26 protein-coding genes are annotated in these 25,521 nt (G+C 66.6%); 12 read left to right on the top strand and 14 right to left on the bottom strand.

The window, feature by feature from the left end:
• Positions 1–77 precede the first annotated feature (77 nt).
• The 7 genes from FND50_RS09400 to FND50_RS09370 are packed head-to-tail and all read right to left on the bottom strand — an operon-like array spanning position 78 to position 8,043.
• Positions 78–1,289, bottom strand: coding sequence for a Coenzyme F420 hydrogenase/dehydrogenase, beta subunit C-terminal domain (locus FND50_RS09400; RefSeq protein WP_144285555.1), 1,212 nt, complete (start codon positions 1,287–1,289; stop codon positions 78–80).
• Entirely contained in the window at positions 1,286–2,380 is a 1,095-nt protein-coding gene (locus FND50_RS09395) for a polysaccharide pyruvyl transferase family protein (RefSeq protein ID WP_260850949.1), read from the bottom strand. The genes FND50_RS09400 and FND50_RS09395 overlap by 4 nt, the downstream gene beginning before the upstream one ends.
• Positions 2,377–3,726 carry a hypothetical protein gene (locus FND50_RS09390; RefSeq protein ID WP_144285554.1) on the bottom strand — a complete coding sequence of 450 codons (1,350 nt, stop codon included), beginning with the start codon at positions 3,724–3,726 and terminating at the stop codon, positions 2,377–2,379. The genes FND50_RS09395 and FND50_RS09390 overlap by 4 nt, the downstream gene beginning before the upstream one ends.
• The gene (locus tag FND50_RS09385; protein WP_144285553.1) at positions 3,707–4,711 is read right to left on the bottom strand and encodes a glycosyltransferase family 2 protein; all 1,005 of its coding nucleotides are present in this window, start codon (positions 4,709–4,711) and stop codon (positions 3,707–3,709) included. The genes FND50_RS09390 and FND50_RS09385 overlap by 20 nt, the downstream gene beginning before the upstream one ends.
• On the bottom strand, positions 4,708–5,421 hold the full coding sequence (locus tag FND50_RS09380) for a DapH/DapD/GlmU-related protein (protein WP_144285552.1): 714 nt from the start codon (positions 5,419–5,421) through the stop codon (positions 4,708–4,710). The genes FND50_RS09385 and FND50_RS09380 overlap by 4 nt, the downstream gene beginning before the upstream one ends.
• Positions 5,418–6,536, bottom strand: a complete 1,119-nt coding sequence (locus FND50_RS09375) for a glycosyltransferase (RefSeq protein WP_144285551.1) — start codon at positions 6,534–6,536, stop codon at positions 5,418–5,420. Before FND50_RS09375 ends, FND50_RS09380 begins: the two co-directional genes overlap by 4 nt.
• Positions 6,520–8,043, bottom strand: a complete 1,524-nt coding sequence (locus tag FND50_RS09370; protein WP_144289013.1) for a sugar transferase — start codon at positions 8,041–8,043, stop codon at positions 6,520–6,522. Before FND50_RS09370 ends, FND50_RS09375 begins: the two co-directional genes overlap by 17 nt.
• 527 nt (positions 8,044–8,570) lie before the next feature.
• On the opposite strand from FND50_RS09370, the gene FND50_RS09365 reads away from it, so the two are divergent.
• Positions 8,571–9,404: a sulfurtransferase gene (locus FND50_RS09365; RefSeq protein WP_144289012.1), complete on the top strand. Its 834-nt coding sequence runs from the start codon at positions 8,571–8,573 to the stop codon at positions 9,402–9,404.
• A 7-nt stretch (positions 9,405–9,411) separates the two neighbouring features.
• Here the strand turns inward: FND50_RS09365 and FND50_RS09360 are convergent, their stop codons facing one another.
• A complete protein-coding gene (locus tag FND50_RS09360; protein ID WP_144285550.1) occupies positions 9,412–10,419 on the bottom strand; it encodes a cation diffusion facilitator family transporter in 1,008 nt (335 codons plus the stop codon).
• Positions 10,416–10,823, bottom strand: coding sequence for a metalloregulator ArsR/SmtB family transcription factor (locus FND50_RS09355; RefSeq protein ID WP_144285549.1), 408 nt, complete (start codon positions 10,821–10,823; stop codon positions 10,416–10,418). The genes FND50_RS09360 and FND50_RS09355 overlap by 4 nt, the downstream gene beginning before the upstream one ends.
• Positions 10,824–10,940: 117 nt before the next feature.
• Here FND50_RS09355 and FND50_RS09350 point away from each other — a divergent pair, with 117 nt between their 5' ends.
• The 3 genes from FND50_RS09350 to FND50_RS09340 are packed head-to-tail and all read left to right on the top strand — an operon-like array spanning position 10,941 to position 13,848.
• On the top strand, positions 10,941–11,450 hold the full coding sequence (locus FND50_RS09350) for a MarR family winged helix-turn-helix transcriptional regulator (RefSeq protein WP_144285548.1): 510 nt from the start codon (positions 10,941–10,943) through the stop codon (positions 11,448–11,450).
• Positions 11,447–13,387 (top strand): MDR family MFS transporter, encoded by a 1,941-nt coding sequence (locus tag FND50_RS09345; protein WP_144285547.1) that lies wholly within the window; start codon positions 11,447–11,449, stop codon positions 13,385–13,387. The genes FND50_RS09350 and FND50_RS09345 overlap by 4 nt, the downstream gene beginning before the upstream one ends.
• A 5-nt stretch (positions 13,388–13,392) precedes the next feature.
• Positions 13,393–13,848, top strand: a complete 456-nt coding sequence (locus FND50_RS09340; protein ID WP_144285546.1) for a GtrA family protein — start codon at positions 13,393–13,395, stop codon at positions 13,846–13,848.
• Between the two features lie 32 nt (positions 13,849–13,880).
• Here the strand turns inward: FND50_RS09340 and FND50_RS09335 are convergent, their stop codons facing one another.
• On the bottom strand, positions 13,881–15,290 hold the full coding sequence (locus FND50_RS09335) for an alkaline phosphatase PhoX (protein ID WP_144285545.1): 1,410 nt from the start codon (positions 15,288–15,290) through the stop codon (positions 13,881–13,883).
• A 192-nt stretch (positions 15,291–15,482) separates the two neighbouring features.
• On the opposite strand from FND50_RS09335, the gene FND50_RS09330 reads away from it, so the two are divergent.
• The 3 genes from FND50_RS09330 to FND50_RS09320 all read left to right on the top strand — a co-directional run bounded on the left by FND50_RS09330 (position 15,483) and on the right by FND50_RS09320 (position 17,342).
• Positions 15,483–15,800, top strand: a complete 318-nt coding sequence (locus FND50_RS09330) for a helix-turn-helix transcriptional regulator (RefSeq protein WP_005573288.1) — start codon at positions 15,483–15,485, stop codon at positions 15,798–15,800.
• On the top strand, positions 15,797–16,297 hold the full coding sequence (locus tag FND50_RS09325; RefSeq protein WP_144285544.1) for an SRPBCC family protein: 501 nt from the start codon (positions 15,797–15,799) through the stop codon (positions 16,295–16,297). Before FND50_RS09330 ends, FND50_RS09325 begins: the two co-directional genes overlap by 4 nt.
• Positions 16,298–16,358: 61 nt before the next feature.
• Positions 16,359–17,342, top strand: a complete 984-nt coding sequence (locus tag FND50_RS09320; protein WP_144285543.1) for a sigma-70 family RNA polymerase sigma factor — start codon at positions 16,359–16,361, stop codon at positions 17,340–17,342.
• A 3-nt stretch (positions 17,343–17,345) separates the two neighbouring features.
• Here the strand turns inward: FND50_RS09320 and FND50_RS09315 are convergent, their stop codons facing one another.
• Positions 17,346–17,750 (bottom strand): VOC family protein, encoded by a 405-nt coding sequence (locus tag FND50_RS09315; RefSeq protein ID WP_144285542.1) that lies wholly within the window; start codon positions 17,748–17,750, stop codon positions 17,346–17,348.
• 96 nt (positions 17,751–17,846) lie between these two features.
• Positions 17,847–18,518: a type 1 glutamine amidotransferase gene (locus FND50_RS09310; RefSeq protein ID WP_144285541.1), complete on the bottom strand. Its 672-nt coding sequence runs from the start codon at positions 18,516–18,518 to the stop codon at positions 17,847–17,849.
• 334 nt (positions 18,519–18,852) lie between these two features.
• Between FND50_RS09310 and FND50_RS09305 the strand changes: the two genes are divergently transcribed.
• The gene (locus FND50_RS09305; RefSeq protein WP_144285540.1) at positions 18,853–20,244 is read left to right on the top strand and encodes a wax ester/triacylglycerol synthase family O-acyltransferase; all 1,392 of its coding nucleotides are present in this window, start codon (positions 18,853–18,855) and stop codon (positions 20,242–20,244) included.
• Between the two features lie 2 nt (positions 20,245–20,246).
• Here the strand turns inward: FND50_RS09305 and FND50_RS09300 are convergent, their stop codons facing one another.
• A complete protein-coding gene (locus FND50_RS09300; RefSeq protein WP_144285539.1) occupies positions 20,247–20,543 on the bottom strand; it encodes a SelT/SelW/SelH family protein in 297 nt (98 codons plus the stop codon).
• A gap of 138 nt (positions 20,544–20,681) precedes the next feature.
• On the opposite strand from FND50_RS09300, the gene FND50_RS36715 reads away from it, so the two are divergent.
• Positions 20,682–20,807: a hypothetical protein gene (locus FND50_RS36715; protein WP_005257351.1), complete on the top strand. Its 126-nt coding sequence runs from the start codon at positions 20,682–20,684 to the stop codon at positions 20,805–20,807.
• 39 nt (positions 20,808–20,846) lie between these two features.
• Here FND50_RS36715 and FND50_RS09295 read toward each other — a convergent pair whose 3' ends face one another.
• Positions 20,847–21,620, bottom strand: a complete 774-nt coding sequence (locus FND50_RS09295) for a serine aminopeptidase domain-containing protein (RefSeq protein ID WP_144285538.1) — start codon at positions 21,618–21,620, stop codon at positions 20,847–20,849.
• Between the two features lie 137 nt (positions 21,621–21,757).
• On the opposite strand from FND50_RS09295, the gene FND50_RS09290 reads away from it, so the two are divergent.
• From FND50_RS09290 to FND50_RS09280, 3 genes are read left to right on the top strand one after another with little or no spacing between them, the layout of a single operon-like run.
• Complete coding sequence (locus FND50_RS09290) at positions 21,758–22,735, top strand: ABC transporter permease (RefSeq protein ID WP_007300648.1); 978 nt, start codon at positions 21,758–21,760, stop codon at positions 22,733–22,735.
• Positions 22,732–23,658, top strand: coding sequence for an ABC transporter permease (locus tag FND50_RS09285; RefSeq protein ID WP_144285537.1), 927 nt, complete (start codon positions 22,732–22,734; stop codon positions 23,656–23,658). The genes FND50_RS09290 and FND50_RS09285 overlap by 4 nt, the downstream gene beginning before the upstream one ends.
• Positions 23,655–25,511, top strand: coding sequence for an ABC transporter ATP-binding protein (locus FND50_RS09280; RefSeq protein WP_144285536.1), 1,857 nt, complete (start codon positions 23,655–23,657; stop codon positions 25,509–25,511). The genes FND50_RS09285 and FND50_RS09280 overlap by 4 nt, the downstream gene beginning before the upstream one ends.
• Positions 25,512–25,521 lie beyond the last annotated feature (10 nt).

Below are 25,521 nucleotides of genomic sequence, written 5' to 3'. Positions count from 1 at the left end.
CACGAGCCGGCCACACCAACTCTGCTGCATCTCCGTCGGCACCGTCGATCCACCCATCTACTCGAACCCCGTCCCGCTCAACTCGAAATGGTGCGGACGAACGTGCCGGCCGCCGAGCGCAGCGCCGCGACCGGGGTACGGGCCGCGAGTACGAGCAGACCGTATCCCGCGTACCGGGGAACTCGCCTTCCACCCGCCATCCGGCCGAGCAACCTGCCCGCCAAGGTCTGTTTGCGTCCGACCTGTAGTGGTTGCACCGGCAGGACACTGTCGATGTCGATCTCCTCGAGGTGAAGTATCCCGCAGCGCTCGGCTTCGAGCAGCAACTCGTGACCGCGCTGGGTTCGGGCAATCGCGACCGACACACCGTCCGCGTCGTCGAAGACCGGATAGCCGCGCTCGTCGCACCGCCAGTAGTCGCCGACGGCGATGTCGGCGTGCCCCCCGGTTCCGTCGACACAGAGCTTGCACCGCCATTGGAGCCGGCGTCCCAGATGCTGCCCCCACGACTCGTCGTACGACAGTTCCCGTACATCCGATTCCGAGCGGACTGCGAACGTTCCCGGCCAGCCGTTGCCCCGGTAACGCAGCGCGGTGACCCCGTCTGTGGTGAATCCCAGTTCCTCGACCAGGGTGTCGGTCGCCTGCTGGCTGGGGGTACCGGCGCAGAAGAACGACAGCAGGATCGGGTGGTCCGCCTGCGGCGAGCCGATCGCGTCGAAGTACTGTCGCGCGGCTGTCGCCTCGCAGGGTTTGCCGATGAGTGCGTTGTCGGCTGCCGCGGATGCCAGGAGCGGGAGGTTGCTGACCGGTGCGTAGCGGGACCCCGCCGCCCGCAGCGCCTGATCCTTGGAGACGATCTGGATCGGCACACTGCGAGTCGGACTCGCCCCGGGGCTGCTGCCGATGACCGACCGCGTCCGTCCCGTCTCCACCAGCCACGCAGCGAGGGCTGTGAGAACTCCTCCGCTGCTACCTGATTCACGGACATCGTCGTCGATGGCCCACGACTTCCACACCGAGACGTAGCTGCCGAAGACGGCATGTGCGGTGGCGCCGGACAGTTCGGGTGCGCGAACCCGCCTGCCGGGACAGGTGGCCTCGAACAGTGCGCGTTCTTCGCGATCGGAGTCGGCTTCGCCCTCGGCCGTGGTGAAGGACGGGCGCATGTACCCCTCCGTGTCCAGATGCATTTCGATGCGGGCGGACACGAGTGTGCATCCACCGCAGCCGGTGCAGTTTCCGTTGACGACCACGCGTCGGACGGCGTCTTCGAGGGTGCGGGTCACGGCGCCCCCACTGACTGCAGAGATGCGACCGCGGCCTCCAGGCGTTCCTCGGCGAGGTCGTGGACCCCCTTCAACTGGTCGCCGACGTCGGAACCCTTCCGCGTCGTGATGACCTGGGCCGTCACCTCGCCCGGGTTCTGCTCGTGCGCGAGGTCGACACTCAGATCCCAGCCGAGGTCGGACATCAGGGGTGCGAACTTGCGCGAATACGCCCACGGAATGGCCGGTGTGCCCATCGACAGCGCGTTCAGGCACGCGTGCATCCGCGCGCCGACGACCCACTCCGCCGAACCCACCGTGCTCCTGACTTCGTCGAGCGTGCGCGGAACGACGACCTCCAACGCGGAACGGAATTGGGCGCCGAGTTCCCGGACCGCCGCCACGTCGTCGTCGATGCTGACCGCGTCCACGACGTGTGCGAGCAGGCTGACCTGCCTTCCCGCCGAGCGCAACTCGTCGAGCAGGGAGCGGACGGAGGTGCGGTAGCCGGCGGAGTCGCCGTGCCGATCCGAGAACCACAGCAGACCCGACACATTGACCACCACGTCCCGCGACTTCGGGACCTCGGCGCGCGGCAGTGCGAACACGACGTCCGTCGCGCGCGCATCGACGGGCCGACCTAGCGTCGCCGAGTACTCGGCACTGACGTCGTCGCGGGATTGCACGACCGAAGCTCTGTCGAGGCAGTATTTCCCGCCGCGTCGTCCTGCTGCCGTGGTGAACGGGCCTATCGTCTGCGGCCCCATCGCCAGGGGAATCCCCAGTTTCGCGGCCGACCTGCTGGCATACACCATGAACGCGTGCCGCTTCAGGCCGTAGATGTCGGTGAAGCTGTCTCCCGCACCCGAATCGAGGATGACGTCGTATTCGCGGAGTTTCGCCTTGATCGGACCGTTTCGCCTGCCGAAATCGCGCGCGATCGATCGGGTGGTGAACGAGACGGGAGAGTCGCCCGGCATGTAGTTCTGGAACTCGACGACGGTGTCCGGGCCCCACGCCCGGGTCGCGAGTTCGGCGAGGCCCCGAGCCAGCACCTGCACACCGAAATTGGCCGATCTGGTGTCGGCCCACAAAACGAGTACCTTCGTCATGCGGCCGCCCCTGTCAGTTGCGATTGTCGATCGTGGCGGATGCGGCGCAGTTCCGATTCCGGCCGTCTCGCACCGGTGAGAGAGACCATCCCGATGAAGAACCACAGGAGCGCACCGAACTGGGTGATCAGTGCGACTGTGAAGAGGGCAGGCACGACGGCTGCCACGCCGATCATCGGCGGCGTGGCGGTCCGGCTGATCACACGGACCGCGAGCCACACCGTTCCGAGAATCGCCGCCGCTGCGACGAAGAGACCGAAGCTCAGACCCAGCAGCACGAACGTGCTGTCGATCGATTTGAACCCACTGAAGTAGGGAACTCCGTCCGATTCGACGTATCCGGTCGCGATTCCCATCGGATTCATCGTCGGGATCAGGCCGTTCAGTTTCGAGCGGTACTGGGCGCTGTCCTCCGCCTCCGAACCCGCCTGTTCGAAGATGCCGACAATCCAGGGACTCGCCAGCGCCGCACCGACGACACCGCCCGCGAGCACGAGCATCCCGCTCCGCGAATCGCTTCTGCCCTTCATGAAGAACAGCGTCAGGAACACGGCGAAAGCGGCGCTGATCATGCCCGAACGACTGAACGACACCACCGCTGCCGCCAGCATCAGCGCGATACACACGACCTTGACGCGCGTCCGGAAGCTCGTGGCGAACACGATCGGGATCACGAGTGCGACCGAATTGGCGAGTGCGATGGAATGCCCGAAAGCCCACTCCGAGCGAATAATTCCTCCGCGCAGCTGGGAATGGCCCCACAGCCGGTACTGCACAGTCGCATTCGTCAGGTCGTAGTACGGGTTCCAGCGCAGAACGAATTCGGCCACCGCACAGACCGCGACGACGGTGAAGAGAACCGCGACGACACGATACGTGAACTCGGTGCCCACACGCTGAACCAGCAGCCGCCCCACCAGGAACGACAGCAACCACTGCGACAACGCGCTCGTCACGTCGCCGGGACGAGCCCAGCCGACGACGACGAGAATCGCACAGCACGCGAAGAAGACGAGGATGCACACGTCGATCTTGTTGGGCTCCCACCGGTTGAAGAGCAGCATCGCGCCGAGGACCAGCAGCGACATCAGAGCGGTCGGCGACAGGTAGAAGGGGTCGGTGGCGCCGAACCAGAACGGGACGAAGCACACGACAAGGAGCCACAGCGTCAGCGCGATCCGCGGATGACGGCTGCACAGAACCGAGACCGCGATGCCGGCGAGCACCGCGAGCGTGACGGTAACCCCCACCAGGGACGGGAGGAGCACCGCGAGGACGAGAACACCGGGGATGAGGCAGGTGGACGGCGACAATCGGTTCACCGCGTCACGTACGGGCGTGCTCACGATCGATCACCTCCCCGGGCTCGGCGTCCTTCGGCAGGCCGGACGGCACCCGCAGGAGGTCCCGCGCATACGAGGAGAACTTTCGGGACTCCTCCAGCCAGGACCGCCGCCGGGGCCGGTCCTGCACGGCGCGTATGCGATACGCAGCCGACCGAGCGAGCAATCCCCCACTCACCGCGAACTTCCACGACAGATTCTGGATGCGTGAACGAGAGATCCTCCACTTGTACAGGTCGTACAGATTGACCACCCACGCCGAGTTCGGCCTGCGGTCCCCCGACGGCGCCGAGCTCTCGCCGATCGTGTGCACACCCGACGCCTCGGCGGACATGACGATCCGGTGGCCCGCATCCTGGACACGGAGGCAGTATTCGAGATCTTCCGCATACATGAACCAGCGAGTGGTCAGCCCGCCCAGTTCGCGCCACAGTTCGGCGTGTGTCATCAGACAGGCTCCGGAAACCCAGTCGACGTCCCTGCTGACGAACGAATTCCGCTTCAGAAGGTAGAGACCCTCGACGGCCCCCGACGTCGAGGACAGTCGCGACAAGCCGTAGTAGTGACAGAAGACGCGCCACAGGTCCGGACGGCGGCCCCCTTCCCGGATGGTGAGACGATCGCCCGGCTTCTCCAGGACGGGGGCGGCGATGCCTGCTCCCTCGTCGAGGACCCGGCCGAGCGCGCGCACGTCGGCGGCGTCGATGCGGGCATCGGGATTGAGCAGCAGTAGATGCTCACCGCACGCCTGCGCCGCGGCTGCGTTCACCCCGCGCGCGAACCCCAGATTTTCGGAACTCCGGATAACCCGCGCACGGGGCGCGATGCGGTTCACCGTGTCGAGGGTGGCGTCGTGTGAATCGTTGTCGAGGACGACGATCTCGATGTCGGGTTCGTCGGCCAGCGGTTGGAGGCACCGGCCGATCACGGCAGCACTGTTGTACGTGACCACCAGCACCGAGACGCGAATTCTGCGTTCCTCACTCATGCCGTCTTACCGCCCTTTTCACGCCTGCTCCCGACTATCCGGGCAGGGGACCCGACGGCCACACTTCCCGGCGGGAGGTCGCCGGTCACCACGGACCCCGCGCCGACAACCGAACCGTCGCCGATGGTGACCCCGGCGACGACGACCACGCCGGCTCCGAGCCAGCAGTCGTCGCCGACGGTCACGGGCAGTCTCTGTTCGCCTTGAAACCGGATGGGCGTGTCTTCGTCGGAATACACGTGGTTCTCGCTGACGATCACCACGTTGGGCCCGAGGAGGCAGTCGCGTCCGATCACGACGCCACCCTGACCCCAGACGGTGTTGTACATGCCCACAGCGGTCCGGTCGCCGATCACGACCCCGATCCCGGGATTCGCGATCACCCCTGATGCCGCGATGGTCGCGCCTCGGCCCACGGTGACGTTGTCGCCGAGTTCGATTCCGTTCCGTGAGAATGCCTCGACCCGGACGTCGTCACCGAGGCAGACGCCTTTGCCTACCCGCAGGAACGCTGCACCCGTCACCGTCACGCGCCGTCCACGGAAGTGCAGGGTGGACGCACCCGCATAACGTGCGCCCAGCACCAGACCGCGTGCCGCCTCGATTCCCTTGCGCAGCGCGAATCCCGCCACGACCGTCGCGGGTACGTCCGCCGGAAGTTCCCGGCCGCGCAGGTGCAGGTACGCGTTGCCGAGCAGGTTCACCGTCACCGTGTCGCACCCTCGATCGAGTGGGAGACATGACGCAGTTCTTCACGCAGCACTCGAATCACTTCCGGCCAGTCGTTGTCTGCCGATTCCCGGGGACCCCTCGGTCGCGGATGCTCCGGTCCGGCCTTCGCGAGCGCCGCCATGGCGGCCGCGATTCGCTCGACGTCGAGTGGGTCGACGTAAGCGGCGTGTGCTCCGAGTGTTTCGCGGAACACGTCCAGGTCGCTGACGAGCACACGGGCACCGAAGGCACGCGCCTCCACGGGCGGGAGCCCGAACCCTTCGCCCAGCGACAGGCAGCAGAAGTAGTCGCAATTCTCGTAGAGCCACCGTAGTTCGCCGTCGGACAGGCGCCCGGTGAATATCACGCTGCCGTCCTCGACGGCGGCGCGAGTGGACGGTGGAATCGGCGCGTTCTTTCCGGAGGCTTCACCGACCACGACCAAGGGGTACTCCGGGGTGATCAGCCCCGAGCCCACGCCCGCGTCGATGATGCGCTGGACGTTCTTGCGCACATTGAGTCGTCCAACCGTGAGAACGAATTCGGCGACGGCCGAGACAACGGGTGGTGGCACCGGCTCGGCGGAGAGCAGTCCCCGTGCCACGCCGAGTCCGGAGGTCGCGACCCGCCCGATTTCCGGGTTGTGGGAACGGATCCGCACCCGTTCCGCCCCGGAGGACGTGACGACCGAACCCGCGCGGCGCGCGAGCCTCGGAATGAGGGAAAGGTATGCGCGTTCGACTCGCGTGAACCATTCCGGGTTGGACTGGAACAACACGTCGTGGACGTACACGACGGACGGCGAGCCCACCGGGGAGAAGTTCTGCGCCAGCACCGCATCGATGTTGCCGATCTTGCGCGCGACGAACGGCAGTTCCACGCTGTTGATCAGGGGATGCACTCGCGAGCGAGTGGGCACGACGCGGACTCCGTCCGGGACAGTCGCTCTCGCCGAGTCGACCCGGCCGGCGGGGACGGCGAGAAACAGCTCGTCTCCCGGATAGGACTGCGCCCACTGACCGATGGCCTCCCGCAGAACAAGTCGGCCGGAGGGCGGTCCGTCGACCCACCAGTACCCGTCGAGCAACACCCGCATGTCAGTACGCGCCGTCACTCGCCACCACAGCCCTCAGGGTCTTCGCAATGATCAGCATGTCGCTTACCATCGACCAATTCTCCACGTACGACAAGTCGAGCCGCACCGATTCCTCCCATGACAGGTCCGAACGGCCACTCACCTGCCACAAGCCGGTGACACCCGGTTTGACCAGAAGCCGGCGGTGAACGTCGCCGTCGTACGCCTCCACTTCCCGGTGCAGCGGGGGACGCGGACCGACGATACTCATCTCACGTCGCAGCACGTTGATGAACTGCGGCAGTTCATCGATGCTGAACCGGCGGAGTACTCGTCCGACCGGTGTCACACGGGGATCCTCACGCAGTTTGAACAGCACCCCGGCACCCTCGTTGCGGTCCATGAGCGACGCCACCTGTGTGTCGGCGTTCTGCACCATCGAGCGAAACTTCAACATCTGGAACGGCTTCCCATCGAGCCCCATCCGTTCGGACCGGTAGAACACCGGGCCCCTGCTGGTCAGCTTGACCGCCACCGCTGCAGCGAGCATCACAGGAGTGACCAGGACGAGCGCGAACAAAGCGAAAGCGATGTCGAACGACGTCTTCCCGAACTTGCTCGCGCCGTGGTAGCTCGGCTTCTCGACGTGGATCAGCGGCAGACCGGCCACCGGCCGAATTTCCAGGCGTGGCCCCGAGACATCCATCATTCCCGGCGCGACGACGAGATCGACCTCGTGGTTCTCGAGATCCCACACCATCTGCCGCAACCCGTGATGTCCCAGATGCTCGGTGGCCGTGACCGCCACGGTGTCTGCGCCGGATTCACGCAACGCTTCCACCACATCGTTTTCACTACCCAGCACCGGGATGGCACGACCGCTCACCGTGATGTGCTCGTCGAATCGACGGGGATGACCCGGAATACATGCTCCCACCACCAGAAAGCCGTCCGCCGTTCCGCGATCGAAGGACTCGGCGAGGCTGCGCACCGAATGGTGGGCACCGACAGCGAGAACGGACGTCCGGAAGTGTCCGTGCGCCCTCTTGTACGACACCACCCGACGCCACATCCACCGGCTGACCAGCAGTCCGACCAACCCTGCGGGAAGAGCGATCGCGAGGTAGAGGCGGGCGAGATCGAGACGAGCGAGTAGCGCTGCGATGGCAATGATCCCGAACAGGCGCATCGTCGCTGTCGCGATCCGCCGGTACTCCTCCGGTCCGCTGCCGATGACCCGTGGTGAGCGGGAATGAAACACGGTGAGCATTCCCAGCCACATGGCGATCAGGGCTATGGAAATGAGTGTGTAGCTGACGTTGTCGAGGGACTGCGAGTGCACCTGGGCATCGGAGCCCCCGAATCTCCACCACTGTGCCGTGGCGACCGCGGCCGTCACGACCAGCGCGTCGGTGACCGCAAGGCGCCGGATATAGGCGGTCTGCCAGCGACGGCGAACGACGCCGTGTGCGTCTCCGACCACGTGGGGACCCGGGTTCGAGGCATGTGCGTCCACCGCGCTACGAACGGTCGAACTGGACGCCATCATTGCTTCGCCTCCGGATCAAGCTCTCGGGATTCGGAACTTGCATGTGGTGTTCATGTGGTGTTGTTGCCGTGATGATGATTGCAGACCGGCCAGTCTCATGCTCACTCTGTGGCGATCTTCACCACATCCGCGTGAATACCCGCGAGTAGCAACAACTTCTGATCCACCAGCAACCTCACGGTGAATCAGCGAATGAGCCGACTTCGCGCTCCGAACATCCACGAGAAACCAGTTCCACATCCAGTTTTCGATTCATTTCGGTACTGTCGTCGCGCAATATAGCTGCGTACCAATCCACTTCCCCACGCGAATTTCGTCACCGTTGGCCAATTTCTGTTCGCCACACGTGCGGCCGCGCTCCCATGTCATGTCAGGCACAACCGTCCCATTTGTACCCATTCGAGAACTTGACCGACGCGCCGCAACTCTGGACTCGACGGGGTCGGCCAGCCCGAACACCGCGGCCGCGAGCAGCAGCGCGGCACACCGAACCTTCGTTGTGCGACAGTGGTGCGATGAGCCCTGTGGTGACGATCGACGAGTTGGCGGAATCGCTGAGCAGCGACGCTCCGCCGGTCCTTCTCGACGTGCGGTGGGCGCTCGGCGACACCGAGGGCAGGCAGCACTATCTCGACGCGCACATCCCCGGGGCCGTGTTCGTCGACCTCGACACCGAACTCGCCGCCCCGGGAACCCCGGAACTCGGGAGGCATCCGTTACCGGCGGTGCCGGATCTCCAGGACGCCGCACGCCGGTGGGGTGTCCGGGCGGGCAGTCCCGTCGTGGTCTACGACGCCACCGGGAACCTCGCCGCCGCGCGGGCGTGGTGGCTGCTGCGCTGGGCGGGAGTTGCCGAGGTGACGATGCTCGACGGTGGTTTCGGCGCGTGGACGTCGGCGGGCCACCCCGTCCGATCCGGCGACGAGCAGGCGCGCGTCCCCGGTGACGTCGTGCTCACCGCTGGCCACCTGCCGACGCTGACCGCGGACGAGGCCGCCGAACTCGCCGCCCATGGTCGCCTTCTCGATGCCCGTGCCGCCGAGCGGTACTCGGGCGAGACCGAACCCGTCGATCCCCGCACAGGGCACATTCCCGGTGCCCGCAGCGCCCCGACGTCCGAGAATCTCGGGCCCGACGGGCGGTTCGCGCCTGCCGAGGCGCTGCGCGAACGGTTCGCCGCGGTCGGCGCCGACCCCGGACGTCCGGTCGGCGTCTACTGCGGATCGGGCGTGACGGCGGCCCACCAGGTTGCGGCACTCGCGCTGGCCGGCATCGACGCCGCCCTGTACCCGGGGTCCTGGTCGCAGTGGTCGTCGGATCCCGCACGCCCGGCGGCCACCGGCCCCGACCCGCGGTGACGGCGAGTCACGCCGTCTGACCGGCCGTCTCCACGTCGTGCGCCGGATAGGCATGGATGAGGGCGGTACTCAGCTTCGGAACGGCGTACCTGAGTGTGTGTTCGGCGGTGTGCGCCACGCGGTGCGCGTCGCGCAGGCTGGTCGAAGGGTCGACGTCGAGTTCGGCGTCGGCATGCAGGTGGTGCCCGATCCACCGCATCTTCACGCTCCGCACCCCGACCACCCCCGGTTCGGCGGCGAGGGCCCGTTCGGCGGCGTCGACGAGTTCCGGGTCGACGCCGTCCATCAACCGCCGGAACACGTCGCGTGCCGCGGTCCGTAACACGAGCAGGATCGCAGCCGTGATGACCAGGCCCACCACCGGGTCGGCGAGCGGAATCCCGACCGCGACACCACCGGCGCCCAGCACCACGGCGAGGGAGGTGAATCCGTCGGTCCGTGCGTGCAGCCCGTCGGCGACGAGCGCGGCGGAGCCGATCCGCCGACCGATCCGGATGCGGTACAACGCCACCCACTCGTTGCCGGCGAAACCGATGACACCAGCGAGGGCCACCCACCCGAGGTGGTGGATCGGCACGGGATCGAGGAGGCGGCGGGTCGCATCGACACCCGCGACGACCGCGGACAACGCGATCATCACCACGACGAACAACCCGGCGAGGTCTTCGGCCCGGCCGTATCCGTACGTGAATCGCCGGGTGGCCGCCCGCCGTCCGAGGGCGAACGCGATCCACAGCGGAATCGCTGTCAGCGCGTCCGAGAAGTTGTGGATCGTGTCGGCGGCGAGCGCGACGGAACCGGACAACGCGACCACGATCACCTGAGCCAGGGCGGTGACGCCCAGCACCACCAGGCTGATCTTCACCGCCCGGATCCCGATCTCGCTCGCCTCGAGTGCGTCGTCGACGCTGTCCGCGGAGTCGTGGCTGTGCGGGGCGAAGATCTCGCGGATCACCCCGCGGACGCCACCCGAATGTCCGTGGCCGTGGCCGTGGGAATGTCCGTGGCCGTTCACCACCCGCCTCCCTCCGCAGCGAGGTCCGCGTCCTCGTGGATGACCTGCAGGTCGCCGGTGGCACGGTGATGTCCCGGGATACCGGGGCCCGCGTGCTCGGCATTGAACACGGCGTCGGTGACCAACTGCTGCACGTGCTCGTTGGCGACGCTGTAGTAGATGGACGTTCCCTCCCTCCGCGTGCGCACCAGCCGCGCCATCCGGAGCTTCGCGAGATGTTGCGAGACGGAGGGTGCCGGCTTCCCCACCCGTTCGGCCAGCTCGTTCACCGACAGCTCGCCTCCCACGAGTTGCCAGAGCACCTGCACCCGGGTCGCGTCGGCGAGCATGCGGAAGACCTCGACCACCAGCCCGACCTGGTCTTCGTCGAGCCGACGCCGGCAAGAGCGCATATCTGCATTCATACGCAGATAATAGTTCACTTCGTTTTGTGATGCATCAGACACCGAATCGACTTACTTGCTTGCGCTAACGATGTATATAGTTGCTTGCATCAAGTAAGTCGTCCTTCAGGGGTTGCCATGTCCGTCTCGTCAGTGCCTACCGTGTCGTCCGTATCTCTCGGCACCACCGAAGCGCTCATCGACGAGGTCTTCCTCTTCGGCCGCGTGCTTCGCGACGCCCTGGTGTCGGAAGGCGACGGTCACATCCCGCGCGCGTTGACGGGGGTCCTCCTCGTTCTCGCGGCTCGGGGGGAATGCCGGCAGAACGAACTCGCCGCCGAGCTGTGTGTCAGCCAGTCCTCACTCAGTCGCCAGATCACCGATCTGGTGGACGTCGGCTACGTCACCCGGCACTCGGATCCCGCCGACGGACGCGCATTCCGAATACGCGTGTCGCCGGAGGGAATGGCGTACGTCAAGCACGTGAGAACACAGCGAGCCGCACGAATGCAGAAGTTGATGACCGGATGGAACGAGACCGAGGCAGCGATTGCCCTCGAGTCCATCCGGCACCTGAAGGAAACACTCTTCGATCCAGAACACCGGATCGTCACGAGCTCGAACCCGATTGGAACACAAAGCGTATGACCGAAACACAGACTCGGCCGCCGGTTGAAGAAACGACGGCCATGACGCACCGCCAAATCCTCGAAGCCCTCACGGGCCTGCTCGCGGCACTGTTCACCGCGCTGCTGAGCAGCACGATCGTCGCCACCGCCCTCCCGACGATCATCGGTGACCTGAAGGGCACCCAGACCGCCTACGCCTGGGTCATCACCAGCGCATTGCTCGCCAATGCCGCCTCGACACCCATCTGGGGCAAGCTCGCCGACCTGTTCAACAAGAAGGTCCTCGTCCAGAGCGCGATCGTCATCTTCGTCATCGGTTCGGTGATCGCGGGCTTCGCGCACAACGTGCCGATCCTGCTGGCCGCGCGCGTCATCCAGGGCATCGGCATGGGTGGCCTGACGGCCCTCGTCGTCGCCATCATCGGCACCATCGTCGCTCCCCGTGAGCGCGGCCGCTACTCCGGTTACATGGGTGCCGTCATGGCCGTGTCGATGTCGGGTGGCCCGATCCTCGGCGGCGTCATCGTCGACAGCCCCCTCGGCTGGCGCTGGTGCTTCTTCGTGTGCGTGCCGCTCGCCGTCATCGCACTGTTCCTGCTGCAGCGCACGCTGCACCTCGCGACCGAGAAGAAGGACGACGTCTCCATCGACTGGCTCGGCGCCCTGCTGCTGACCGCCGGTGTGTCCATCCTGCTGATCTGGGTCTCGTTCGCCGGCAAGGCGGGCTACTACGAGTGGTTCTCCCGTGAGACGGTCATGTACGTCGGATCCGGTGTACTCCTGCTGGCCGCGACGATCCTCGTCGAAGCCAAGGCCAAGTCACCGATCATCCCGCTCAAGATCGTCACGGAGAAGACCACCGGACTCGCCATCATCGCGTCCGTCGCCGTCGGTGTCGGAATGTTCGGTTCCACCACGTTCCTCGGCCAGTACTTCCAGACCTCGCGTGGCTACACCCCGACCATGGCCGGAGTGCTCACCATCCCGATGGTCGCCGGCATGCTCCTCGGCACGGTCGGATCCGGACAGCTCATCACTCGCTTCGGTAAGTGGAAGCCGTTCGTCGTCGGCGGCGCCGTCCTGATGATCGTCGGCTTCGGATTGCTCGGCACCATCGATCACGAGACCAGCCTGACCCTCGTCGGCGCGTACATCGCGATCATCGGTCTCGGCATGGGCATGCTGATGCAGAACCTGGTCCTCGCGGTGCAGAACACCGTCAGCGTCCAGAACATCGGTGCGGCATCCAGCTCGGTCGCCTTCTTCCGGACCTTCGGTGGCGCGATCGGCGTCTCGGTTCTCGGTTCGGTGCTGGCCACCCGCGTCGCCGACCTGTCGGCCGAAGGCTTCGCCAAGATCGGCATCAAGACCGGAGGCAGCGGCGGCGGAAGCCTGGACCTGACGTCCATGCCCGCTCCCGTGCAGGGTGTCATCCGCGCCGCATACGGAGACGCGACCGGCCGGATCTTCCTCATCGCCGCCGCCGTCGCCGTCATCACCCTGATCGCCGTCATCCTGCTGCCCAACCGCCCGCTGCGTCGCACCATCGACCTGTCGAGCGAGCAGGAGCCCGTCCAGGAACCCGAGTACGCCTCCGTTCCGGAGTACGCACTCGAGCCCGACACGGCACCGATCCAGTCGTCCGACGTCCGCGGCGGCAGGCACGAGGCCCCCGCCGATCAGCGGCAGCCCTTCGCGGGGTTGAGCGCCGACGCCCGGGACCGTCTCCTGTCCATGCTGCTGCCCCAGCCGGAGCGGACGCTGGAAGCGATCGACGAAGCGGAGAAGATCCGCGACGAGGTCAACCGCCTGCGTACCGATCTCAACGCCAAGCTCGTCGAATTCGACGCGGTCTGGGATCGCCTGCGCGAACTGGGACTGAGCGAAGAGCAAGTGGCCGGCGTCCTCGGCGGCGGCCACGTGACGGACACCGGCAACGGTGCCCTCATCCGCTGAATGAGATGATCGTTCAGTTCCACGACGCCGTCGGCCCGCCCACGTATCCCCCTCTACGTGGGCGGGCCGGCGGCGTGTTCGCTCAATTGACCCGGTTCACGCTGGTGGGCACGTCGAGCAATGTGCTCTACGCTCTCGCGTTCTTCACCCTCGACATGTACGGGTCGTTCGTCGCCAACCTGGTCGGCGTGGTGACCAGTTCGATGTTGGCCAACGAACTCCACCGGCGGCTCACCTTCCGCGCCGTGGACCGCGTCCGCTGGTTCGTCGCGCAATGGGAAGGCGGGACCCTCGCGCTGATCGGTCTGGCCGTCAGCTCACTCGCGCTCGCCCTGCTGCACATGCTCTTCCCCGGCGCCGACGGCCCGGTGCAAGTCGCGCTCGTCATCGCCGTCAGCGCCGTCGTCGGCGGCCTGCGGTTCCTCGCGCTCCGCGGGTGGGTCTATGCCTCCGGCCTGTGAGTACTTATTAACCGCGGGCGGTTAATAAGTACTCACAGGGGACGGTGCCACGGACCCGTGATGGCCAGCGTCAACCCCGGCGACTGGATGTTCACGAACAGGATCTTCCCGTCCGCACTGAATGCCGGACCGCAGAACTCGCTGTCGTTCAACTCGTTCCGAGCCATCGCGAACGGCTCACCCTGCGCCGTGACGCCCACGAGGTGGCTGATTCCTTCGCCGTCCTCGGCGAGGATCACGCCGCCGTACGGCGAGACGGTGATGTTGTCGGGCCCGTCGTAGTTTCCGGTGTCGACAGAGGGATCGGGATTGACACCGAACAGGGTCTTCAGCGTGACGGTCTGCTTCGCCGGGTCGTAGAACCACACCTGGCCGTCGTGCTCGGCGACGCTGCCGTCGCTGGTCCGCGCGTAGCTCGCGACGAAGTAGGCGCCGCCGTCGCCCCACCACTGTCCCTCCAGCTTGCGGCTCCGGGTCACGACGTCGTTCCCGAACTGCTCGCGCACCGACGTGCTCGTCGCGTCGCGGTCCGGCACACCTACCCACTGCACGGCGTACACGGTTCCCGGCTCGGCGGCCTGCGACAGGTCGGGGACGTGCGTTCCGCCCTGGAAGCACGCCATCGCCTGGAGGGCGCCCGCGGTGTCGCCGCCCGGAGACTGCGCGAGTTCGCGCAGCGCGTTCGGCCCGCCCCGGAAACCCTGCGGCGGCGTCCACCGGTAGTACAGGCCGTTCGGCCCGGACGCGTCCTCGGTGAGGTAGATGGTGCTCGACGCCGGATCCACCGCCACGGCCTCGTGCGCGTACCGACCCAGGAACTTCAGCGGCACAGGACTTTTTCCCCTGTTCGCGTCCTGACTCGCCGGGTCCACCTCGAAGACGTAACCGTGGTCGAGCAGGAACCCGTCCTCCCCCGCCCGCGCCTCCGTCTCCTCGCAGGTCAACCACGTTCCCCACGGGGTGATGCCGCCCGCGCAGTTGTTCACGGTGCCCGCGACGTTGACGTACTGGCCCTGCCGTGCGCCGTCGATGCCGACCGCGGTGGTGGTTGTACCGCCGCGCGCGCCCGTGTCGTACGTCAATCCGTCGAGAGCGGGCACGCCGAACGGTTCGTCGCTGCCGATCTCGTGATTGGTGACGAGTGTGGAACCGCCGGGTCGCCCGAACACCCCGATGGCGTCGGGATCGCTCGGCACCGGTACGCCACCGTCCAACTGCGTCTCGCCCGACCGGGCGACGACGGTGTACGAAAAGCCCACCGGGAGCGACAGAATGCGGTTCGGGTCGGGTACGAGCGGTCCGTAGCCGATCGCCTGTCCCGGCGCCGCAGACGCGAACGCCGGCCGGACGAGGGCGTCGACGCTTCCGGCGAGGGCCACACCGAGTCCGGTGAGCGCGGTGCGACCGAGGAATCCGCGGCGGTTGAGTGATGCAGTGGACACTGTCTGAAACCTCCATGGTGACGAACCGGGACCTCCGGACGGTAGGTACCGGACTGCCTTGCTTCGTGGACACACCGTGGCGGGCTTATGAACCGGGGGCGAATTTCCCCCGTGAGTATTTATTAACCGCCGGCGGTTAATAAATACTCACGGGCGTTGACATGTGACCAAATGGTCACCTATTGTCGATTCATGGACGACGATCACGTCTTCAAGGCGCTGGCCGATTCCACCCGCCGCCTGATACTCGACCGATTGTTCGCCCAGGATGGTCAGACGCTCACCGAACTCGAGTCGCAGGTCGAGATGACGCGATTCGGGGTCATGAAGCATCTGCGTGTGCTCGAAGACGCGGGGCTCGTCGTCACGCGCCGCTCCGGCCGGGAAAAACTTCACTACCTCAATCCTGTGCCGATACAGCTGATCCACAACCGGTGGATCGACAAATACACCGAGCGTCACACGAGTGCGCTCGCTCAGCTGAAAGCCGAACTGGAGGAAGAGAAATGACTACCGCCGACGCATTCCAGATCTACGCGGTTTACATCAAGGCGACGCCGGAGGCCATCTGGGACGCCATCACCAAACCCGAGTGGTCGCAGCAGTACGGTTACGGCGGTCTGGTCGACTACGAGCTCCGCGCGGGCGGCGCGTTCCGATCGCGCGCGGACGACGCGATGAAGGAATACCCGGGCGTGCCCGACGTGATCGTCGACGGCGAGGTGATCGAGTCCGATCCGCCGAAGAAGCTGGTGCAGACGTGGCGGATGCTGATGGACGCCGACAACGTGGAGGGTTTCACCACCCTGACCTACGAGATCGTGCAGTCGAGCCGCCCCGGTGTCGCGAAACTGACTGTCACACACGACCTCACCAACGCACCGGGCCTGGCCGAGGTGGTTGCGGGCAGGCGCGAGTCCGAGGGTGCGGGCGGCGGTTGGAACGAGGTGCTGAGCGGAATGAAGACCCTGCTCGAGACGAGGCAGCCGATGGTGAACTGGGGCTGACCCGCGGGTCGGCGGGCGCGAGGTCCCGACATCTGTCGGACGGCCGCAGTAAGCTCCAACCATGACGGCTGCGCAGTCGCTCGACGGGGATTTCCTCGCACTCGCCGACCCTTACCGGCGCGAGTTGCTCGCCCATTGTTATCGCATGATGGGCTCACTTCACGACGCCGAAGACCAGATGCAGGAGACCTTCATCCGGGCCTGGCGGGGGTACGACGGCTACCAGCAGCAGGCGTCGCTGCGGACGTGGCTGTACAAGATCGCCACCAACACGTGCCTGACGGCCCTGCAGAGCAAATCCAAGCGTCCGCTGCCGAGTGGGCTGGGCGCTCCCGACTCCGACCCGACCGCCGACCTCGTCGAACGACACGAGGTGCCGTGGCTCGGACCGCTCCCCGACCGCCTCATCGACGACGATGCGAACGACCCCGCCACCGTCGTGACGTCGCGCGAGTCGGTGCGGCTGGCGTTCATCGCCGCCCTTCAGCATCTTCCTGCACGTCAGCGTGCGGTTCTCGTCCTCCGCGACGTGTTGCAGTGGAAGGCGTCAGAGGTCGCGGCGGCTGTCGGTACCACCACGACGGCGGTCAACAGCCTGCTGCAGCGTGCACGTGCGCAACTCGAACTGGCCATGCCGACGGCCGACACTCTCATGGAACCGGAATCACCCGAGGAGCGCGACCTCCTCGACCGCTACGTCGCCGCGTTCGAGAACTACGACATCGACGCGATCGTCGAACTGTTCACCAAGGACGCCGTCTGGGAGATGCCACCGTTCGACGGCTGGTATCGCGGGGGCGCCTCGATCGGCACCCTGATCAGCGGAAACTGTCCAGCCAAGGCTGCGGGCGACATGCGTCTGGTGCCCACGGCGGCCAACCGACAACCGGCGCTCGGCCTGTACATGCGCGGGGAGGACGGCGTCCACCGTCCGTTCCAGCTCCACGTCCTGGACGTCACGGCTGACGGGGTCTCCCATGTCGTCTGCTTCTTCGACGTCGATCTGTTCGAGAAGTTCGGACTACCGGAGACCCCGCCCGCCTGACCCCTACGCCGGCACTGCGGCCGGATCCATCCACATGACCTCCCAGACGTGACCGTCCAGGTCGCGGAACGCGCGTCCGTACATGAAGCCTTCGTCCTGGAGCTTGCCCCACGACGTCCCGCCGGAGGCGAGGGCCTTGTCGACGAGGCTGTCGACCTCCTCGCGACTGTCGGCCGAGATACACAGGAGGGCCTCGACGGACTTCGAGGTGTCGCAGATGCCGCCCTCGATGAAGTCCTTGAACCGGGACTCGACGAGGAGCATCACGGACGTGTACTCGTTGATCACCATGGCGGTGCAGGAGTCGTCGCTGAACGTAGTGTTGAACTCGAAGCCGAGTCCGGCGAAGAACGTCTTGGTCGCGTCGAGGTTCTTGATCGGCAGGTTCACGAAGAGCATCCGGGACATGTGATTCTCCTTCTCGGGTTCCGCCCACTGCGGAAGGTCATCGATACAGACCGCAGCGGTGCGCAAAACTCATCGGCGACCGCGCGCCCGATCCCCTCAGCTCTCGGCGAGGTCGAGGAACGAGCCGATGATGATCCGCCCGGCCGCTTCCACGTCAGCCATGTGCTGCCTCGACGGCGTGGTGTCCGGCGGCATGTGGGCCTGCATCACCGGCAGCTGCGCGCGCGTCAGTTCGACGTGGAACTGCAACCCGTACGCCCGGCGGCCGATCGCGAACGCCTGATTCTCGTAGAGGTGACTGCTCGCCAGCCCGATCGCGCCGTCGGGGAGGTCGAACGTGTCGCCGTGCCAGTGGACGACGGGCACCTCGGCGCCGGCCGAACCGAAGACGGGATCGCGCGACCCGTCCACGGACACGGTGACCGTCCCGGCGCCGTTCTCCGGGGTCGACCCCCGGCGGATCGCGCTGCCGAACGAGGCGGCGAGAAGCTGCGCGCCGAGGCAGATTCCCAGCATCGGAAGTCCGGCGTCCACAATTGCTTTGATGAAGTTTCGCTCTCGTGGAAGTTGCGGGTGGGTAACGTCATCGAGTGCGCCCATCGGACCGCCCATCACCACGAGGCCGCCGATGTCGTGAACGGCCGGGAGTTCCGACGCCCGGTACATGGGGTACTCGGCGTACCGAATTCCCCGCTCCGCCAGCAAAGTACCGACGAGCGCCGGTCCCTCGAACGGCACGTGCTTTACAACCGCCCATGGCTTGTTCATGCCACAATTCTTACCGAGTAGGGACTTTCGACCCTATGCAGGCCCGGATTCGCGAATTCCGCACTGAGTGCACAAAATTCGGATGTTCACACGGAGTTCACGTTCGGTGTACTCCACCCGAATGACACCACCGAAACTGGACGCTTGTCTAGTGGCATGGCTCACGCGAAACCTGTAGAAATACGACGTCACGCTTTCGTGACCCGTCCCATATCAATTAGTTATCCGGTGGTGGTCCCTGACAAACGGAACGTCACCATCTCCCGTTACCTCAGACCACAGACGAGCCCTCCCGCGATCCGGGAAGTCGTCTACGGGATGGAAAGGGCCCTAGATGCCGCTCCCCATGTCCCCTCTCGACTCGATGTTCCTTCTCGGCGAGTCCCGTGAGCACCCGATGCATGTCGGCGGCGTAGAGATCTTCCAGCTCCCGGAAGGCGCCGACACGTACGACATGCGCGCGATGCTCGACCGCGCGCTCGCCGACGGCGACGGAATCGTCACCCCCCGGCTCGCCAAGCGAGCCCACCGGTCCTTCTCGACGCTCGGTCAGTGGAGCTGGGAGACCGTCGACGACATCGACCTCGGTCACCACATCCGGCACGACGCGCTGCCCGCCCCCGGGGGCGAGGCCGAGCTGATGGCACTCTGCTCGCGGCTGCACGGATCGCTGCTCGACCGCAGCCGCCCGCTGTGGGAGATGCACCTGATCGAGGGTCTGAGCGACGGACGGTTCGCGGTCTACACCAAGATCCACCACGCGGTCGCCGACGGCGTCACCGCGATGAAGATGCTGCGCAACGCGCTCAGCGAGAACTCGGAAGATCGGGACGTGCCGGCTCCCTGGCAGCCGCGGGGCCCGCGGCCGCAGCGGACGCCGTCGAAGGGCTTCAGCCTGTCGGGTCTGGCCGGTTCCACGTTCCGCACCGCCCGCGACACCGTCGGTGAGGTCGCCGGGCTCATGCCCGCGCTCGCCGGCACCGTGTCCCGCGCCTTCCGCGACCAGGGCGGCCCACTCGCCCTGTCCGCACCGAAGACCCCGTTCAACGTGCCGATCACCGGTGCCCGCCAGTTCGCGGCGCAGTCGTGGCCGCTCGAACGTCTCCGGCTCGTCGCCAAGCTGTCCGACACCACCATCAACGACGTCGTGCTCGCGATGTCCTCCGGGGCGCTCCGCAGCTACCTCGAGGATCAGAACGCCCTGCCCGCCGAGCCGCTGATCGCGATGGTGCCGGTGTCGCTGAAGAGTCAGCGCGAGGCGTCGAACGGCAACAACATCGGGGTGCTCATGTGCAACCTCGGCACCCACCTCCCCAACCCGGCGGATCGCCTCGACACCATCCGGACGTCGATGCGCGAGGGCAAGGAGGCGTACAAGTCGATGAGTGCGACGCAGATCCTCGCGATGAGCGCTCTCGGCGCGGCACCGATCGGCGCGAGCATGCTGTTCGGCCACAACTCGCGGGTGCGCCCGCCGTTCAACCTCATCATCTCCAACGTTCCGGGCCCCAGCTCGCCCCTGTACTGGAACGGGGCGCGGCTCGACGCGATCTACCCACTGTCGGTGCCCGTCGACGGCCAGGGCCTGAACATCACCTGCACCAGCAACGACGACATCATCTCGTTCGGGGTCACCGGCTGCCGCAGCGCGGTGCCCGACCTGAAGTCGATCCCCGCCCGGCTGGGGCACGAACTGCGCGCCCTCGAGCGCGCGGTCGGAATCTGATCCTAGGGACTCTTACGGTCGCTGTGCCCGAGGTGGCGGTCGGGCGCCACCCGGTCCCGGACCAATTGCTTGAGCACGGTGATGTCGGGGAAGCCGCCCTGTTCCGTGCGGTCCCAGATCAGTTCGTCGTCGACGGTGATGCGGAAGATCCCGCCGGTGCCGGGGACGAGCGCGACCTCGCCGAGGTCCTGCCCGAACGTGCCGAGTAATTCCTGCGCCATCCACGCCGCACGCAACAGCCACTGGCACTGGGTGCAGTAGGTGATCGCGACCCGGCCGTCTGCGCTGCTCGTCGTCATCGTGCCAGGTTAACCGAAGGTGCTCCCCCGCTTGCTGTTCGAGTTGCGCGGAGGACACCTGTTCGTCATGCGGACGTCAGCATCCTGAGGCAGACTGTCGATCGCCATGCTGTGCCACCTCGACGAAAGGAAGCCGCCATGTCCACCGCGCTCGAAGAATCGCGTCGCCACGCCATCGAGCTGACCAACGAGAAGATCCAGGCCGTCAAGGACTTCTTCACCAACATCTTCCGCCTGGACACCACGCACCGCACCGAGGCCTGAACACGTGGGGAGGTCCTCGCCGAGAAGGCCTCCCCGTGTTCACCGGATCGTCGCGAAAAACTCCACGACCTCCGCGGTGCGGAAGTGATCCTCCGAGACGTGCGGTCCGCTCACCTCGACGAACTCGACGGCACCTCCGCCGCGGCGGAGCATCTCGACCCACGGTCCCGTGACGCCGGCAATGTTCGCCACCTCGTCCTCCCGCGACGCGTACACCCGAATCGGCACTCCGACATAGTCTCCCGGCTCGTGCCGGACGGCGTCCCAGCGCTCGGTCTTCGATGCGAGGTCGCGCCCGTCCGCGGACACGCGGAAGGCGTCCCGCACGGTGTCGCGTCCGTGTTCGCCCCGGTCCCACACCGCGCGCAGCGACAGGGACGGAGCGATGAACACCGCGCCGTCCCACGCGACCTCGCGTAGGCGCACGGCGTTGGCGGCGGCGTTGGCGCCCATCGATTCGCCGATGAGGAACCGAACTGTCACCGGCCACCGGCGGGACACCCACTCGTCCAGTGCGACCACCGCGTCCTGCGCCAGCCGGTTTCCCCACTGGTCGCCGTGCAGGTACGGGCTGGCGACCAGGTAACCGGCGTCCAGCAGGCCGTCCCGCAAGCCGGCGCGGTCGTCGATCGACCTCTCGTCCCCCGTCCGCCCGTGCAGGTAGTACGCGACCGCGGACGGCGTCACCCAGCGCGGCACCGCGACCAGCGCACGATCGCCGGAACGCGGGACCGTCACCGCGTGCTCGTCGAACGCCGTGCCATGTGCCGTGCGCCGCGCCAGCGGTTCGGCGGACCCGGCACGAAGTATCACCCCGCCACGCTAACAAGCGGGGACGCGACGTGCCGGGCGGCGATCTCCGACCCGGCGCCGGTTTCGCCGAGACGAGCTGACGTCCGACGCCACGCTCCTATAATTTCAAGCCTGAGCCCTAGTTGCGAGGGGGACGGATGGCCGGCTTCCTGCTACGACGAGCGCTCAACTACGTGGTGCTGTTGCTGCTGGCGTCGTTCCTGACGTTCAGTCTCGCCTCGCTCACGTTCCGTCCGCTCGACAGCCTGGAGCAGCGCAACCCCCGGCCACCCCAATCGGTGATCGACGCGAAGGCTGCCGAACTGCATCTGGACGACCCGATTCCGGTGCGGTACGCGAACTGGCTGGGCGGCGTGGTCCACGGCGACTTCGGCACCACCATCACGGGTCAGCCGGTCTCGGACGAGTTGGGTCGCCGGATCCTGGTGAGCATGCGATTGCTGATCCTCGGTTCCGTCATCGGAGCGGTGCTGGGTGTGCTGATCGGCGCCGCGGGTGCGATCCGGCAGTACAAGTTCAGCGACTATTTCACCACCGTCCTGTCGCTGCTGATTCTCAGTGCGCCCGTGTTCCTCGTCGCGACGCTGCTGAAATACGGTGCTCTCCAGATCAACTCGGCCACCGGAAGCCAGATCTTCCTGTACACCGGCGAATCCTCGGCCAGCACGATCACCGGGTTCTGGCCGCAGTTCGTCGACCGGGTGCAGCATCTGGTGCTGCCGACCATCGCGCTGGCGTTGGGCAGCATCGCAGGCTACAGCCGGTACCAGCGCAATGCGATGCTCGACGTTCTGGGCAGCGACTTCATCCGGACCGCGCGGGCGAAGGGACTGACCCGGCGGGCGGCACTGCTCAAGCACGGTCTCCGGACGGCGCTGATCCCGATGGCGACGCTGTTCGCCTACGGATTCGGGGCGCTGGTCGTCGGCGCCACTTTCACCGAGACGATCTTCGGCTGGCACGGTATCGGCGAGTGGATCGTGATCGGCATCGACAATCAGGACACCAACATCGTCGTGGCGATCACATCGTTCACCGGGCTGATCGTGCTGTTGTCGGGACTGCTCTCGGACGTGGTGTACGCGGCGCTCGACCCGAGGGTGCGTGTCGGGTGACCGAGATCCAGATCGCGTCCACCGATGCGGCGGTGTCGGCCGTCGGTCGCCGGACCCTGCTGTGGCGGCGGTTTCTCCGGAACAAGCCCGCCATCGCCGGGGTGTGCGTCCTGGTGCTGCTGTTCGTGGGCAGTTTCGTCGGACCGCACCTGCTCCCCTACGACTATCAGCAACTCGACTACACCGCGCTGCTACAGCCGCCCAGCGCCGAACATCCGTTCGGCACCAACCAGATCGGCCAGGACGTTCTCGCCCAGACGTTGCGCGGGCTGCAGAAGTCGTTGATCATCGGGATCTGCGTCGCGATCTTCTCCACCGCCATCGCGGCGCTCGTCGGTGCGTTGGCAGGGTATGTCGGCGGCTGGCCGGATCGGGTGATCATGTGGCTGGTCGATCTGCTGCTCGTCGTTCCCAGCTTCATCATCATCGCCGTGTTCACTCCGCGGCTGAAGTCCTCGAGCTCGATCGCCCTGCTGATCCTGCTGCTGGCGGTGTTCGGCTGGATGATCACCGCCCGGATGGTCCGGGGAATGACGCTCAGCCTGCGCGAGCGGGAATTCGTCCAGGCGGCCCGGTACATGGGCGCCCCCACCCACAAGATCATCACCAGCCACATCGTTCCGAACATCGCGTCGATTCTGATCATCGACGCGACCCTGAACGTCGGTGCCGCGATCCTCGCCGAGACCGGGCTCAGTTTCCTCGGGTTCGGCGTCCAGAAGCCGGACATCTCCCTCGGGTCGCTGATTGCCGACGGCACCGAATCCGCCCTTACCTACCCGTGGCTGTTCCTGTTCGCCGGCGGACTGCTGGTGATCACCGTGCTGTCGGCGAACCTGGTGGGCGACGGTCTGCGCGACGCGGTCGACCCCAGCTCGACGCGCGCCCGGTCCCGCAAGAGGAAGACGAAGGCGAAGCGGTGACCGGGCAACCGCTGCTCGAGATCGAGGACCTGCGGGTCAGCTTCCCCAGCGAGGAGGGCCGGATCGAGGCGGTGCGTGGTGTCAGCTACGGCGCCTCCGACGGCGAGGTGCTGGCCATCGTGGGTGAGTCGGGTTCGGGTAAGTCGGTGGCGTCCCTCGCCGTGATGGGTCTGCTACCCGAGCACGCGCGAGTCACCGGCTCCATCCGGTTGCAGGGCCGCGAGTTGCTGGGCATGGGTGACAAGGAGCTGTCGGCGCTGCGCGGGAAGACGGTCAGCATGGTGTTCCAGGACCCGCTGTCCGCGTTGACACCGGTGTACCGGGTCGGTGACCAGATCGCCGAGGCGCTGCTCGTCCACGGCCGGGCGAGCAGCAAGAAGGATGCCGCGCAGCGCGCTGTCGACCTGCTCGACCTGGTCGGGATACCCGATCCGGCGGTGCGCGCCAAGGCCTTTCCCCACGAGTTCTCCGGCGGCATGCGCCAGCGCGTCGTGATCGCCATCGCCATCGCCAACGACCCCGCGCTGATCATCTGCGACGAGCCGACCACCGCCCTCGACGTGACCGTGCAGGCGCAGATCCTGAACCTGCTGCGCAAGGCCCGCGACCTCACCGGCGCCGGCGTCGTGATGATCACCCACGACATGGGCATCGCCGCGACGCTGGCCGACCGCGTGGTGGTGATGTATGCGGGCCGGGTGGTGGAGTCGGCGTCGGTGCGCGAACTGTTCGCCGAACCCCGGATGCCCTACACCGCAGGCCTACTCGTGTCCGTGCCGCGAATGGACGCTCCGATCCGGAGCCGCCTGGTCTCGATCGCCGGTGCCCCGCCCGCGCTGCATTCGCTGCCACCCGGCTGCACGTTCGCGCCGCGCTGCCCGCTCGCCGTGGACGACTGCCTACTGGCCGAGCCGGAACTCGTCTCAACCGGACGCGGTCATCGGGCGGCGTGCATCCGCGTCGACGAGACGCGCACCCGCGACCTGTTCACGGCGTATCGGCGGGACCAGCCGGCACCCGCCGCCACCGCGGAGACGGCAACCGAGCAGCGCGTGGTGCTGCAGGTGGCCGATCTCGTGAAGACGTATCCGATCACCAGCGGTCTGGTGTTCCGCCGCAAGCGGGGCGAGATCCGGGCGGTCGACGGCATCAGCTTCGACATCCGCGCCGGCCGCACGCTGGCGCTGGTGGGTGAATCCGGCTCGGGCAAATCGACCACGTTGACGCAGATTCTCGACCTGGCCGCACCGGAATCCGGTTCGATCGCGGTGCTGGGCGCCGACGTCGCGGCGTTGAGCCCACACGAGAAGCGCGCGATCCGGCGCAAGATGGCGGTCGTCTTCCAGGATCCGACGGCGTCCCTGGATCCCCGGCTGCCGGTGTTCGACGTTCTCGCCGAGCCGCTCCGGCTGGACGGCCGGAAGCGCGAGGAGGTCGGCCGCCGGGTACCGGAGTTGCTCGACCTCGTCGGGTTGCGCCGCGAGCACGCCGATCGCTATCCGGCGGATTTCTCGGGCGGCCAGAAGCAGCGGATCAGCATCGCCCGGGCGCTCGCCCTCGATCCGGAACTGCTGATCCTGGACGAGCCGGTGTCGTCGCTCGACGTCTCGATCCAGGCCGGGGTGCTCAACCTCCTGCGCGATCTTCAGGAGCAGCGAGGCATGTCGTACCTGTTCGTCTCCCACGACCTGTCGGTGGTCCGCAACATCGCGCACGACGTCGCGGTGATGTACCGGGGCAGGATCGTCGAGTCGGGGACAGCGCAGACGATTTTCGAGGATCCGCAGCACGAGTACACCCGGGCACTCCTCGAGGCAATTCCCGTTCCGGATCCGACGTATTTGGCACACTAAAGCTCAGCGA

Source organism: Rhodococcus sp. WB9 (assembly GCF_007558985.1).
Lineage (GTDB): Bacteria > Actinomycetota > Actinomycetes > Mycobacteriales > Mycobacteriaceae > Rhodococcus_F > Rhodococcus_F opacus.
This window is presented reverse-complemented; position numbering and strand designations above follow the sequence as displayed.